Source organism: Pirellulales bacterium (assembly GCA_033762255.1).
Taxonomy (GTDB): domain Bacteria; phylum Planctomycetota; class Planctomycetia; order Pirellulales; family JALHPA01; genus JANRLT01.
The window spans coordinates 23025-37208 of the sequence record JANRLT010000005.1 but is presented as its reverse complement, the minus strand read 5'-3'; the positions used below and the strand labels follow the sequence as shown (position 1 = coordinate 37208).

General features: G+C 56.6%; 10 protein-coding genes and 1 tRNA gene. 2 read left to right on the top strand and 9 right to left on the bottom strand.

Going from position 1 to position 14184, the window contains the following annotated elements; all coding sequences use genetic code 11:
- A partial coding sequence (locus SFX18_00680; protein MDX1961632.1) for a hypothetical protein occupies positions 1–270 on the top strand: 270 nt, incomplete at its 5' end.
- A 4-nt stretch (positions 271–274) separates the two neighbouring features.
- On the opposite strand, the gene SFX18_00675 is transcribed toward SFX18_00680, so the two are convergent.
- From SFX18_00675 to SFX18_00635, 9 genes are all read right to left on the bottom strand, one after another.
- The gene (locus SFX18_00675; GenBank protein ID MDX1961631.1) at positions 275–577 is read right to left on the bottom strand and encodes a hypothetical protein; all 303 of its coding nucleotides are present in this window, start codon (positions 575–577) and stop codon (positions 275–277) included.
- Positions 578–980: 403 nt separating this feature from the next.
- A tRNA-Lys gene (locus tag SFX18_00670) sits at positions 981–1053 on the bottom strand.
- Positions 1054–1668: 615 nt separating this feature from the next.
- The gene (locus SFX18_00665) at positions 1669–3672 is read right to left on the bottom strand and encodes a hypothetical protein (protein MDX1961630.1); all 2004 of its coding nucleotides are present in this window, start codon (positions 3670–3672) and stop codon (positions 1669–1671) included.
- A gap of 324 nt (positions 3673–3996) precedes the next feature.
- The gene (locus SFX18_00660) at positions 3997–5748 is read right to left on the bottom strand and encodes a hypothetical protein (protein MDX1961629.1); all 1752 of its coding nucleotides are present in this window, start codon (positions 5746–5748) and stop codon (positions 3997–3999) included.
- Between the two features lie 95 nt (positions 5749–5843).
- A complete protein-coding gene (gene pilM, locus SFX18_00655; protein MDX1961628.1) occupies positions 5844–8099 on the bottom strand; it encodes a type IV pilus assembly protein PilM in 2256 nt (751 codons plus the stop codon).
- A gap of 531 nt (positions 8100–8630) precedes the next feature.
- Positions 8631–10106, bottom strand: coding sequence for a hypothetical protein (locus SFX18_00650; GenBank protein MDX1961627.1), 1476 nt, complete (start codon positions 10104–10106; stop codon positions 8631–8633).
- A 181-nt stretch (positions 10107–10287) separates the two neighbouring features.
- Complete coding sequence (locus SFX18_00645) at positions 10288–11163, bottom strand: hypothetical protein (GenBank protein MDX1961626.1); 876 nt, start codon at positions 11161–11163, stop codon at positions 10288–10290.
- 184 nt (positions 11164–11347) lie between these two features.
- Positions 11348–12634: a hypothetical protein gene (locus tag SFX18_00640; protein ID MDX1961625.1), complete on the bottom strand. Its 1287-nt coding sequence runs from the start codon at positions 12632–12634 to the stop codon at positions 11348–11350.
- A gap of 201 nt (positions 12635–12835) precedes the next feature.
- Positions 12836–12991, bottom strand: a complete 156-nt coding sequence (locus tag SFX18_00635) for a hypothetical protein (GenBank protein ID MDX1961624.1) — start codon at positions 12989–12991, stop codon at positions 12836–12838.
- A 36-nt stretch (positions 12992–13027) separates the two neighbouring features.
- Between SFX18_00635 and SFX18_00630 the strand changes: the two genes are divergently transcribed.
- Positions 13028–14143, top strand: a complete 1116-nt coding sequence (locus SFX18_00630) for a hypothetical protein (GenBank protein MDX1961623.1) — start codon at positions 13028–13030, stop codon at positions 14141–14143.
- Positions 14144–14184 lie beyond the last annotated feature (41 nt).

The window sequence follows — 14184 nt, the reverse complement described above, 5'->3', positions numbered from 1 at the left end:
GGTGTGTTAGTCCGTAGCTCTACGATCATGGCCAAGCGCAAAACAAAAGCAAAGTCGATGAGTAGCAAGGGCGGCAAAGTCATCATGGCCGCGGTTTTGCCACAAGCAATCCGCATCGACTTTCAAGGCACATTTCAAGATGTCCATGAGTTATTCAAGGCTCTTAAAATATGGGGGATCGACAAACGGCTAGAGAGGATCGACCCCGAATTTTCTATTCGGGCTGAAATTAGCTGTGATTACTCGTTGGAAAAGGAAAACAAAGCTTAGGGGGTCAGGGCAAATCTTTACTCGTAACCCGCCTGCGCCTTTTCAGGGGGATCAAATCAATGCTCAACCGTGCAGAAGCGGTGCGTTTGTTATTGACGACGCCCACCGATAACTGAAATAGTTCATATTCCACGGATTTAACAATCCAACGTGAATTATGGCCATTATCTTCCACATTGAAGATCGAGCTAACTTGGGGAATTGCCGGCAGTAACACATGCACCGAGCCAGGGGAGCCGTTGCGAATCCCAAAGTGCAGTACAGCGCGGACCTCGCTCGTGGGCGTTCTGTTGGGCTTTTCATTCATAAACTAACCCTTAAATAAAAAACCCCGGAGTGGCGCAGGGCCAATCCGGGGTCGTGAAATATGCCCGGCCGGTTAGGAATTCCGGCCGGGGCTTCGAGGGGGGAGGCGGGCAATGCCACACATGAGAACAGCACAGCCTTCATCCACTCTCTTAATCCCAAACGTGTGAACGCCTGTCAATCACTTTTCAGGCGATTTCACGACCATAAACGTCTGACCAAACAAAAACCCTTGGCCCGGCGCATGCCGGACCAAGGGTCGTGAAATATGCCCGGCCGGTTAGGAATTCCGGCCGGGGCTTCGAGTGGGGGACGCGGGGAGCGGCCGTACCTGAGAACAGCCACACCGAGTACCTCTCTCTTAATCCCAAACGTATGAACGCTTGTCAACGTTCACGACCGACTGAGCCCGGCGGGACTTGAACCCACGACCCACGGATTAAAAGTCCGTTGCTCTACCGACTGAGCTACGAGCTCTCATAAAAAAACACTTACCAAATAACCGTAAAACACGTATCAAGTAATACGGAATTACTTACTTATATACCCAATAAACATACATACCCATAAAACATAACTACCCCTAAAATTGCCTATATCATACACCTGATTACACTTTTAAAATACCCAAGGAATTTCGTAAATCCCCTGTCTGTTTTACTAATTCACGCCCGGGTAATTCACTTTAACGCCCCGGTTGGTAACTTTGTTTATACAAAATAATCCATTGCCGAGATGTTCCACATGACCCGTCAGGCGTTGACATGACAGGTAACGACCAAAACCCGTGACTAGCAGAAAAAAGGGCGTCGCCAACGCTCCTCTTCCTGAGCCACAATAACAACCGTGCAATTCGGGTCCGCTTAACCCTAGGGATAACCTGGGGCGTGATACGCCTTATTCTAGCAAACCGACGGTTGTCCTCCTAGGGGCGGAAGTACCGCGGAAAAAGCGACTCATCGCCCCCTCAACAGCGACAAAAACTGGTTCTTGCTGGTTCGGGGGGCTTTGGTTGATGAACCCTTGCGGATAATCAAAGTCATTTTCCGCAAGGCGTTTTCTAGCTGGCGGCATCCAGGCCTGGAGTTGGGTTTATCGCGATCCAGGCCGCATGATTTCGCCCGGACGGCCCAGACCGGGGACGCTAAATCCAGGCACGCCACTGCCATAGGGAGAGCCTTGCTGGCTTTCATCAATGATATGCAGTTTTTTCCATTGCTCGGCGCGGACTTTGTCACGCAGGGCATGGCTGGTCCGTAACTGCCCATTTTCCTGATAAATCACTTCCCCCGAAGAGGTTGTGCCCAGCGTCGGGTGCTTATCGCCGCCGCGAATATCGACCAAAAACCCATCCCCGGTGTGAAAAAGAAAGTTGGTGATTTCTTGGGTGCCGCCGACCAGATAATTCACAATATTGTTCTTAAAGGTGGCAACATTTTCCAATAAATCGCCAACCTCCACCCCGGAGTAGTCCTTCATGAGCGCCATGCCGCGGGAAGGATCGATGGCCCAATGCCAGATTTTGGCGTTGGAACGTTCCGTGGGGCGGTTTGAGACGCGAACTTCCTCGGCATAGATTCGGCTGGCGGGTTTGGCCGTCACTAAGTTGCTGGGTTCGCTGGGCGAACCCTTGATTTCGGGGAATTTGTTTTTGTCGGCTTCCTTTAGATATTTTGGATCGACGCCGTAGTTGGGGTTATAAAACGTCAGCGTCACGCGATAGCGATACGCCTTGCCCGGCTCGATAGTGACATCCATAAATCGAAAGAGTTTGTATTCGGGGATTTCCACCGAGGGATCATCGACCAGGGCCGCATCCACGGGTTCCTCGGTGGATTCATTGACGATAATGTTTTGCGATTCTTCACCGGCAAACACGTCTCCCGCTTGTTCCAGGGCCTGCTCATCAGGGGGTAAATCCGTCACCAGCGGCACGCGGGGATGGGTGGCGTCGCGCCGCCACAGCCGATCAGTCAATTTGGGCAGAAAGTACGTCAAACTTTGGGAAGCGGGGGGTGCGGGCAGAGCCCCCGCGACCGGCGCGGCCATGGGACGTGCCTTGCCCACAATGGCGGTCCGGTCGGCGATAAAGGGCTGTGGCACCACCTCTTCTTGTTTTTCCAGGTGAAAGCGATTGTCGAGGAACCATTGCTCGCTAGTTTTGGTGATGTCCTGCCAGGCGAGTTTATCCAGCGGTTCGGCGGGATTGACCACTTCGGCCCGTTCCACGGCATAACTGACAATCAAGGGTTCATCCAAGATGGGTTGGCGGTCCGCCAGGACCTCTTTGTTTTCGGTGAGGTTACGGCGGTATTCTGAATAGAGTTTTTTATAGGGCATAAGTCCCGTCACGACCGCGGCATGTTGCGAGACCGAGCGCACGCCCGTGACCCCCCGAACCATGGAGGGATGATCGACGGATTCTTCCTCGACAGCGCCAGGGATGATGCCACCAACACCCTTATCGCCGCTCTTTTCGCTCCCTTTGGCCCCACCGGTACCGGGTGGAAACAACGCCCCAGGATTTCGGGGACCACCACCCGCCTGGATACCGCCACCAGTCCTGGCGGCGGCAGCGGCCCGACGGGCTTCCTCGCGTTGGCGGCGTTCTTCTTCCTTTGCCTTGCGAGCGGCCTCTTGTTTGTCTTTTTCCAATTTGGCAATTTCCGCTTCTTCCAGGGCTTTTTGATCATTCAACGAAACATTCATGATCACTGTATGCGCGTAGAGTTCCTCAATAGGGAACAACATGGGCTGGCTGCGTTTCTGGATTTCAGTAACAACGAGCGGATTCCAGGCCGTAGGCTCAAGGACATCCCGCAACCCCCCGTCCGCAAAAACTTTTTGCGCCTGGTCGGGATATTGCTCCACCTTGACGGTCAAGCTGGGAGGGAGCGTCTTGGTAACGGTAATGTACTCGTCCGCTTCCTTGGAAAGTTTATCAATTTCGGCCACGGCCAATTCGGGCTCTAATCCCTTGCGAAACGAGGACCAAATAAACAGCAGCAACGCCACCACGACCAGGGCAAAAACACCTTTTTCGACGTGTTGCTTGACCAAATCCATGATACCCGCGGATTTTGCTTTTTTGGCCATGGGATTCACTGTTCCTCAAGAAAGATTTCCGTAACTATGCACAAAGAAAACCAACATCCGCCCGATTCACCCGCCCCCCACTGTTCCGCGATTTCGCTGATTCATCAAGCCTTACACTCCACCGGACGATAAAGGCATCATCTCCCGGTAGATAAACTTTATCCTAAAATTTTGCGGTGTGTCACGCAATCATATTTTTTCCGTCCAGCCAAATCCAACCGCACCCCGCCCTACAAAACCGGTTCTTTCGTAAATAGGCCCCGTTACCGCCATCTGGCTTTATTCCCACGATTAATGACTATCCCCCCTTGATGCCTATCTCAATTACATGCCCGACTCAGCCGGAGCGTCCGCTGGCGGGACCGCATCCAGGGGTGGAGCCGGCGCTGGATCAGGAGGTGTGGCATTATCCCTGGGTGCCGCCGCGTCAGCCGGTGGTACCGCGTTATCCATGGGTGCCGCGGCATCAGCCGGTGGTGCAGCGTCAGCCGGCGGTACAGCGTCTGCCGGTGCCGCGGGATCGGTCATCGGCGGGTTATCCGGATTCTCGGGCGCGGGGGCATTATCCGCGGGAGTGGTTTCATTCATGGGGGTTTCAGTGGCGGCGTCATTCGCCGGAGCATCCCCGGCACCGACGGCGGGGACCAGCTTTTCGTCAAAGGGTTGAAACAAGTACAACACCCCTCGCAATTCCACAATAATTTCACCCGGCTGCATTGCCGGTATTTCTTCGGTCCCCCCACCAGAGCTAAAGCCACTCACTCCAGTGGCTCCGGCAAAAAATTCATCCTTAAGTTGGTGGTTGATTCGAATTTGGCGGATTTCCACCGGTAGCGGCGCATCCTTGCAAGCTTGCAACAGTTTGACAAATCCCGCGGGAACTGTTTGCACTCGCAACGTGAATGGCATCAAGCGATACAACCCTTTGGATTTTTCCGGTGATGTCAAGTCCGCGGCCATCAGCGGACGGCTGTCATTGTCCACATACCGCCAATTCAGCAACTCCGTATCAATGGCCGCGCCCCCCGTGGCTGGCGCAGCGGCTTCCGGGGCATCACTCGAGGGAGCAACCGCATCGCGCGAGGGAAATCCCCGCCGCGCTCCCCGACTGCTACTGGCGGCCACCGCATTTTCCCGCGCGGGACGGGTCAGCGGGGCGTTGGGATCGGTCACACCTTCCGCGGGGGCGGCTTCGGCTCCGCTGGGGGCCGCCGCTTCCGCCTGCAAAAACCGCTTTTCGCCCGTGCCGTTCGGCATTTCCTCCGCCGCGTACCATTCAATCGAAAGTTCCAATATAGCCCGTAACGGACGCAGGTACGGCTCGTACGGTACCCCTTGTTCGTTAGTGTTGACCTGACTGATGATCTGGCCAAATAGCTGATACACCCACATGTCCTCTTGGGCCAGGCGAACTTGGGTGGAGGTGGGGACTTCGCTCCATTTATAGCGTTGGCTAATTTCCTCCAGGCCGACCCAGATGAGTTTGTCGGGAACGGTGGGGAGGGCCGAGGCGGCCTGGGCGGATGGAGAGCGGAGGACGCCTCCCTCGCGGCCGGCTCCCGGTCCGCGACGAATCAAGGGGCTGCCTCCGGATGTTTCGTCCTCCTGGGGCCACTGGGCGCGAAAGACATCCTCCACGATCCGCTTAAACTCATTGGGGATAAAGTTTTGATATTCGACCCGAAGGTTAAATTCGATTTCATCCGCGGGGGAATTGTCCTTAATAAATGCGTGAAATTCCTCGCTCAGTTTGGCGGGCCAAACAAAAATATCGCGATATTGGCGATCATACAGTTGTTTCCAGGCTTTGAGGGTTTGTTCGCGGTTCTGTTTGATCAAGTTGGTCAGCTTGCTGGCCATATCATCATTGGGATGCTTGCCGTCGATCCCCTGGCTAGTGATTTGCGTCACCTCTTGTTTATTCTTTTTGATTTCTTCCACGGCCTGGGCGTATTTTTGATTGAGGTGGCCTCCCCCCCAATACCAAGAAAACAACCCCGCCAGCACCACAATGCCGCTGAGGATCCAAAACAAATACTTATCCAAAAAATCTTTGATCTGCTCAATTTTTGTCATGACATTCTTTCCACAAAATGCTGGTTGAATCCTATAGTAGCGGGGTAAAGACCAAGGGCAGCAACTGGCAAAACAGAGGGGTCAAAAACCCACCCCTAGTTGGTTTCCTCAGTGCTGGCGTTGTTAGCGGCGGCCGCTTTTTCCTGCTCTTCCTTGGCTATTCTTTCCTTTTCCACGCGGACGCGTTCCGCCGCCCGCTGTGTCTCGGTCTGGGGCGTCCAGGCAAATTGCAGCACAAAGGAAAACTTCTTAGCGGGAATCTCGGGGATAATTTCCGCCGCGGTTGCCATCGGGGGCATTGGTTGCGCCGCATTGCCGGGAGTCATGGGAGCCGCGCCGGGGGGCTTGGGCACAACCGCGGAGGTGGCGTTGACACTGGCCGCGTAGGGATTTGGAATCATCACGCTTTCAATCGAGGTCTGGTCGTAAATGACCGGAAAATCGACTCCCAGTTCCTTGAGGGTGACGGTTTCTTCCTTGCCATCTAGATTTTTGATTTTGATTTTCTTGTTTTCCAGGTTGCGGATAAACGTTTTTTGCAAATACTGCACGCCGCTATCCGCCGAGGAGTCGTTATTGTGATAGTGGTGCCCGCGCAGTTCGATGACATAGCCTTTGCCCTTCGGCCCGTAGGCGGGGGCTTCGGCGCTGGCATCGGCGGGAGGGGGAGCGTTGGGATCGGCGGGGGGAGCCGCGGCGCTGGCATCCGCCGGGGGAACCGCTTCAGCCTGAGCCGCATCGGCGGCGGGCGCGGTGGTCTTCTTTAAATTGGGATGTTGGCTTTCGTACTTGCTTTTGACTCCGGTAAACCACACGGCCAGGTCGGGCACCATTTCACAATCGACCGAGCCAATCGAGATCACATCGCGCTTCCCCACCTCGGGAGATTGGGCAATGATCTCCTCGGGGGTTTTGCCAGCTTGGGGCAGGCACTGCTGTACGGCATGCACCAGCACCGGCCAAAGCATTTGGCGTTCGGCGATTTGCGCCATGCTTTGACCCAGGTTATCGACCGTTTTGTAGCTCTCTTGGAGGGCGGTAAATTCTTCCAGTTCGGTCTTGGACTTTTGGGCGACGTCTTTGACCTGGCCAAAAACTTGTTGATAAGGTGCCAAGTCCGCGGTCTTGTACATCCTCCACGCCCCGGCATAACTAAATCCGCAACCAACGAGCAGCAAGGCCGCCGCGGCCACCGCCCACGGTTTTTTGGCCCGGATTTCGCGGGCCTGCAGGATCTCGCCGGGGAGCAGGTTGGTCGACAACACGCCGCGATTTAGCCCCTGAATACACAGCCCATACGACACGCCAAAGGAGGCCAGGTTTTCTTGAAAGGCGGGAGACTTGACCACGCCGCTGCCGGTCAAGCCGCGAAAATCCTCCACCGTCTCCACATCCATGCCCAGGTTTTGGGCCAGGTACTTTTGGAGGCCGCGCAACTTCATGGTGTTGCCCAGGGCCAATATTTTGCCTAGTTTGGCGGTCCGATTGATGCTGTTAAAAAAGTTGAGGGAGCGTTGGACTTCGGTGACCAGTTCGTTAAAGACGGGCCGCATGGCCTGAAAGATGGCGCGGGGGTCTTCCGCCTTCATGGCGTTGCGTTTGAGGTGTTCCGCCTTGGAAAAGGTCACTTTCAGATCTTTGGTGATCGCCTTGGTAAAGTGGTTGCCGCCAATGGGGATGCTGCGCTGCCAGACGCGATAACCGTTGGTCACGACCAAGTCGCTGGTGTCGGTCCCCAGCGACATGACGATCAGCGATTCGGGGGGATCCTCCGGGTTGAAGTTTTCCGGCGGGGGCAAATCCTGCATCTGGTCAAAGACCACATAGTTAAAGAGCGAAATCGGCGTCAACTGCACGATATCGACTTCGATGCCGGCGTTGGTAAATGGCCGCAACGAACGAAAGACCTGGTCCCGTTTCATGGCAAACAGGCCCACTTCGGTCTCCATGGAAAAGCCGTCTTCCTCGGTCCCGCCGGGCATTTGCTGAAAATCCCACACCACGTCTTCCAGCGGGAAGGGAATTTGCTGGCGGGCCTCAAACTTGACCAGATCGGGAATTTTGCTGGATTCGACGGGAGGCAGTTTGACAAAGCGGGGCAGACCCCGGTCCCCCGGAACGGAAATCGCCACCCGTGTCCCTTTTACCTGGTTGCGCTTTAAAAATTCCTCCAGGGCGTCCTTGATCAACTCCACCGGATCGGCGTCGGGTTGACTGAGAATTTTTGGATATTCAATAAAATCAAACGCCTCCGCCTCGATTTTATCGGGGGAATCCGCCGCGCGGCATTTGAGCGCCTTGAGCGCGCTTTGCCCAATATCAATTCCCCAAAATGCTTCACCCTTGGCCATTGCCACGCTCCTCCACTTGGTCCGCGCTCTGTTATGACCGCGACAACTGGCAAATAGCCAATCGCGGCTCGTCTGAAATTAATGGCAGGTCAAAACTTACAAAGTTTTTGACCGGCACCGGCACTACACTCACTACAGCTAAAACCGGAGGTTGGTTTAGGGCAAATTCGCCACCAGTCCCTACAATCCAGCAAATCCCCCCGGATCCGCCCGATGGAAGGCACAAAACGCCCGGCAAAGCCAGCCATCGCCTGTCAACAGCTAGGCTGTTGGGCGATTTTTTACGGGATGGTGGCCGCGTTCGGAGTGGCCGCGGCAAGAAAAGTCTCTGGACACTATCCCAGTAAACTATTGTATTTGAACAACGGGGCTAGTGTCAAATTTGCAATTCAGATTAAAAACCGCCCATGAGGGGTGGTAGAGGGCAGGGGGGCCCAGGTACAGGGGTGCTGGGGGCAAGCGGCGCTGAAGTAAAAATGAGTTTGTCAATTATTAATTTTTAATTATCAATTGTTAATTGCATCTTGTACTCTACCGCACTTTGCACTTAAACACGATCACCCCCCCTTCACCCGGTTTGATTGGTTCGGCGATCTCCCACCGCAGGACCAGCGATTCCCCCGCATTCTCCTGGGTTAAAAACTTCGCCTCACGGCTGCTTTGCTGACTTTCCGGCACATACTCTAGCCGCGTCGTCAAACTGTCAATAATCGTGACATTGCCAATGGTTTGCTGGCCCACGTTTTCATATCGCAGGACGAACTGGACAATTTCACCGGGCTGGGCGGAGTTGGTGGAAGCGGCCTTGACCAGCCGGATTTGGGGTTGGCCGGGACACACCTCAAACACAATTTGCGGGGCCTGGGTGGCCAAGTCGGCCGCCGCTTTGACATTGTCAATTTCCACCTGCACTGCCTGGTCGGCCGTCCAGACAATGGCGTCTAGGGCCTTTGTCGCCAGAAACGGCTTGAGTGAATCATCCAACCGGGCCGCCATCAACTGGTCAAACGCGGCGGCGGGCTTGAGCCGATCCTGAAACGAGCGCGGGTTTTGTTCGCCAATAAGGGGAATACCGTGATTTTGCCCCTCATAGATATTGGTTTGCTTCGCCCCCAGATCTTCCACCGGCGCTAACGGCTGCACCTTGGTGCTGGCTAACAATTTCTCGTTGACCAGTTCCGGTCCCAGGGGCCGATCCACCCCTCCTGCTTTGACCAGTTGATTTTCGGCAAACAGCCCATCCACCCGGCGGACAGCCGCAAAGCGGGGGGCATAAATACAGACGCGGTTGCTCGGTTCCACATAGACCCGCCCATCCTCGCTGTCATAATGCACGACGGTATCCTCCGCATCCAACCCCTGGACCGTCCAGTCATTCTGCACGCGGGCGAGCGCCAGTTGGTCTCCCCCGTCACAAAGATATTCATCCGCCGGCCACGGACAACGCAAACCGTCCGGCTTCCAGGGACCCTGGCATAACCCTTGGGGTAAGGGGCAGGCCGCCGACGAGGCGAATGCGTCGCAAGAGCCTACTCCTCCTGCATCCGCGGGACAGCTATTCGGGGAGATATTTCCCTGCGGTCCGCAGGTGGGGCAGTTAGCTCCACCCGGCGGAAAATTACCCACCAGCATACTCCCCACGGGGGCCATTTGGGCGGTGCCGCCGGTATGATAGGGAATCGACTCGAGGGGCGGGTTAATCGTGTCCGGATCGGGCGAATAGGGTGTTTTAGGGTTATTAACCGCGGCAGGTGGCGGGGTGGAAATTTCCGCTGCTGGCTCTTGCGCGCTGGCGGGTAGCACCGCGGCGTCAAACTGCGGTTGGCTCCGTGGCTGATGCGGGCGGAGCGGATTCAGGTGGGGAGCGGCGGGCATGGTGGTTGCCGCGTACGTATTTCCTTGGTCGGCAATTTCCCATGACGTCTCTGTCGCTTGTCCGGCGGAGGGATCCCCCGCCAGCTCGGGATTTTTATGCGGTGCCTCGTGGAGGGCAGCCGTGCTGGGCATGACGGTGGTCGTGGGACGAAAGACAGGCCTACGCCCCCCGGAACGGCAACCACCCGACACGGACACGATTGTCAGACAGGCAAGGAGTATCGAACAAACACGCATGGGTCAGTACCTGTCAAAATCTATTGGATGAGCCGAGGGAATCCGCTGTTAAACCGTCATTGTCATCAAGTGGTCGCTAACGAGTACCCGCATTGTTTGGCGGCGAATCCGTCGCCACGGCGGCGGCGGGGCTATTGAGGCGGATGGCAGCGGGCCGAGTTGTCATTTTGGGAAGTGACTGCGTTAGGGAATTTTTCGCAGGTAGTAGCTGCGGCGGAGCCAGGTCGGGATAAAGCTGCCGCACCACATCTTGGCTAAGGAGCATCGCTGGAGAGCCAAACAAGAAATCGTTGCCCGGGGTTTGGCTGTTGGTCGGCAATCGACCACCAATTCGCAAAATGGCAATCGGCCGCCCCAAACGATCCGCCACGGCCAACGGATCATCGCCGGGACGCACCTCAAAAAAGGACTGTTCCTGGTAATGCTGGGGGAGCGCGGCTTGCGGGTTTTCGATATAAATGACGCGGGTGACAAATTTTCCCCCGAGCGCCAGGGACATTTCTTCATCTGTCAGTTCAATGGGAACCGGAAAGCGAAATTCCTCGCCCCGCGGAGGATACGTCCGGTCAATTAATTCCACGGTGGGATAAATCTCCAGCCCCGGTTGGTTGGGAATGTTGGTGATTTTGTATCGATAAACCGAGCCAATCAACAGGCCCAGCTTGACCGGAGCCGCCAGCGGCTGGGTAAATTGCCCCTCGATAGCCAGGCTGACCTGGCTTCCGCCCGGAGCGATCAATTCCACTGGTTGAAAATACCCTGGCAGCGGTCCCCCCCCCAGCAGCCGTTTTTGGCCGATTTCTCCGGGTGGCAAGGCTCCGCCATGCTGAAAATGGGGATAGTTGTCTTGCGCGAGCAGCCACAACCCCGGCTGCAAAAGCAAGGCGGCGCAGCAGCAGCCGCGCCAGAAGCGCAATAAACCGCTCAATATCATCATGGCTGGATCGGTCATGGTCGTTGCCGCAAAAAATAGACAAGTCGCGGATCGGCTGGTCGCATTACACTCCCTTTTCCCGGCCATGAATCTGGCTGACAGAAAAAGGATAGATAATCGTTTTTCCCCGTGTTGATGGGAGCCAGCCGGACGCGCGACCAAGACGCATCCGGCTGGTGAATCGCATCAAAATCTCCAACGGTTACTCAGCGTCGTAATCCGCCGCGGTCGGCGCGGCGGGGACGGTGGCACCCGGTTCGCAATCCGCGCTGGTGCTGTAGCTGCTGGGATCGCAGTTGCCGTCATCACATACGGCGGCGCCGCCATGATGTGTGCGGACCGGCGGCCATTCCCCCGGCAGGATGTGCGTTTTGTCAGCCTTGGGCTGCACAAACGGAATGTGCGGCACACGGTTGGATTCGATAATCCGCACATGATGCGGCTGGGCCGGATAGCTTAGACCGGGACGCTGGGCGACATTGATCTTCAGCTTTTCGGTCGGTCCGGGAATATGCATGTGCGTGTGGTTGCGCATGACATGCTGCTGCAAACCCGCGGGATGCCCCAGCGGAATGTGCGCCGGACCAGGCAAGCCAATGGGCGTGCCGGTGATCGGCATGCCATAACTGGGAGCCGTAACACCCGCCATAAAGGCCTGCAGTCCACCGCCACTACCGCCGTTTGGTCCGCAACTATCGCCATTGGGTCCGCAAGCTCCCGCACCCGCGGCATAGCCCAGCGGAACCACCATACCGGCACCGTTCCCGCCCGGGGCCTGGAGGTCCTTATTACCGACGCGAATAATCGCCAGGATCGAGCCTTTGCGATCGGCTTCCACGATCGGGTCCAGACCAGGGTCCAGCCGCGTGCTGACCAGGGTTTCCACCCCGGCCAGGGCCAATTCCTGGTGTTCGGCGTCGGGCAGGTAAATGACCTTGGTCACAAAGTTGCCGGACAGGACCTGGGCAAAGTCCTCGTTGGTCAACTGGAACGGAATGTAGTTATGCGCGAGGAACGCCTCGGTCCGGGGAGTGGTCGGCGCGACTTCCAAGGTGGGGTATAACTCTACCCCGGCGTTGCCCGGAATATCGGTCAGCTTGAGCCGATAGATGGCCCCCTGGCCAAAGTTGTAACGTCCCGGAAAAATCAGCGGGGCGGAATCAAATGCCCCTGGCGTGGTGACATCCCAGGTCACTTTCATACCGTCCATCCCCACAAACCCGATTTGCGAGCTGGCCCCCTGGCCATTGCAACCTGCCCCTCCGCCATCGGTGGGACTCCCCGTCATAAAGACCCCCGGGCCGGGGCCATCCACGCCGGGGCCGGGATGCATCAGCATTTGGGCCGGCGGCAGGACATTGGTATGCGGTGTTACCAGCGGCCGGAGACGCTGCGCGTGTTCACCCGGCGCGTTGTGCGGCAAATGACAGCCCGTGGCCATCGTGGCCAAGCCCGCCAGCAGCACTCCAAAACGAAACTTCGCTTGCATGCGATTCCCCCCTGAGTCCTGAATGTGGGTCTAGTGCTAGCAGTCGCTCCCGCGGGGGAAGAACCTTCGCACCGTGCGCCGTCTTGGTCTTACGGACGCGTGCGCAATTGACCGGCGGACTCGTGCCGGACATTTGCGGGCGAAACAATCGCCAAACTGTGACAAAACAAGGATTTGACTGGACGCTAGGACGCGCGGACTTTATGATTTGGCCCGCGCGGGGTGGCCAGCGGGAATTTTTTGCCCGCGATTGCTCCGCTTGCCGGGGCAGGTGGCGACAACCGCGGAAGGGGACCATGACACGGGCTCGACCGCGCATAAATCCACAACTCCTGTAAGTGTTGGTCGGCCCGTCATGACGGGAATCTTTGGTAAATCCGTTAAATGCCGCACATGAAGATCATCTTTCCCAGTTTGGCAATTCTGTGCGGTATTCTGCTGGCCATTTGGCTGCAGGACGCGGAACAATCCCCCTTAGGCCTCGATTTTTCGGCCAAAACACGGGATCTATGGCAGTCCACGCAGGTATGGCTGGCTTCTGTAAATGCATCCTCCGCTAGCAAAAGCCTGGCCGCCCCAACGTCCAGCCAACCCCCCCGGACCGCTTCGCTAGCTGCTAGCGGCCTGGCCTCCCGCTTGGTCGCGGATAATTCCCCGGCAAACAATCTCACCTCCCAAAGCAACCCCGTCCCCCCTGAACAGCAACAACAAATCGCCACTAGCCTGCTCGAACGTGCCAGACAAGAATTATCCCTACGCCCCGCGTTAACTGCCACCATCCGGATGCAAGTGGACCTGCTGGACCAGCAACTGATCGGCTCGGGACAATACTGGCAAACAGGGACGGGGGCCGACACCCGCGTCCGCTGGGAAATGCGCGTCCAGCACGGAGCGCAGGCCACACCCTGGCTGCAAATCGCCGACGGGCGGTATGTGTGGACCTCCGCCCGTACGATTGGCGGGCCGCTCATCACCCGCCTGGACCTGCAGCGACTCCGCTACGCGCAATTAAAATCCCTCGGCTATGATCCCCTAGATACAGGCGAAATCTGGGCCTGGGCCGGCCTGCCGCAGTTTTTGCAAAACGTGGAAAAACATTGGCAATTGCAATCCGTCGTCGGGGGGACGCTGGAACCCCGGCAAACAGCGGCCTGGGCGTTGCATGCCCGTTGGCAACCAAGCTCGCTGCAATCCCTGGCTCCCCCTCCCGCCGGGGAAAAAAGCGCAGAACCAGGCGTACCATTTCAATGGCCACCGCATTTACCCGCGGCTCTGACGCTGTATCTACGACAAAGCGATTTTCTGCCGCTGCGATGGGAATATCGCCGTCCCCCCGCCGATGATTCCACGTTGCCTCCCGAGCAATGGCCGATTTGCCTGATCGTGGAACTGGTGGACCCCCTGACCCCCGCGGAAATCGACAGTCGGATTTTCAAATTTTATCCGGCCAAACAAGAATTATTGGATGTTACAGAAAATGTGATAACAAGCCTCAAAATAGCGGAATAATCCTTATTTTAGGCAATAATATAAAACGTAATAAATAATTT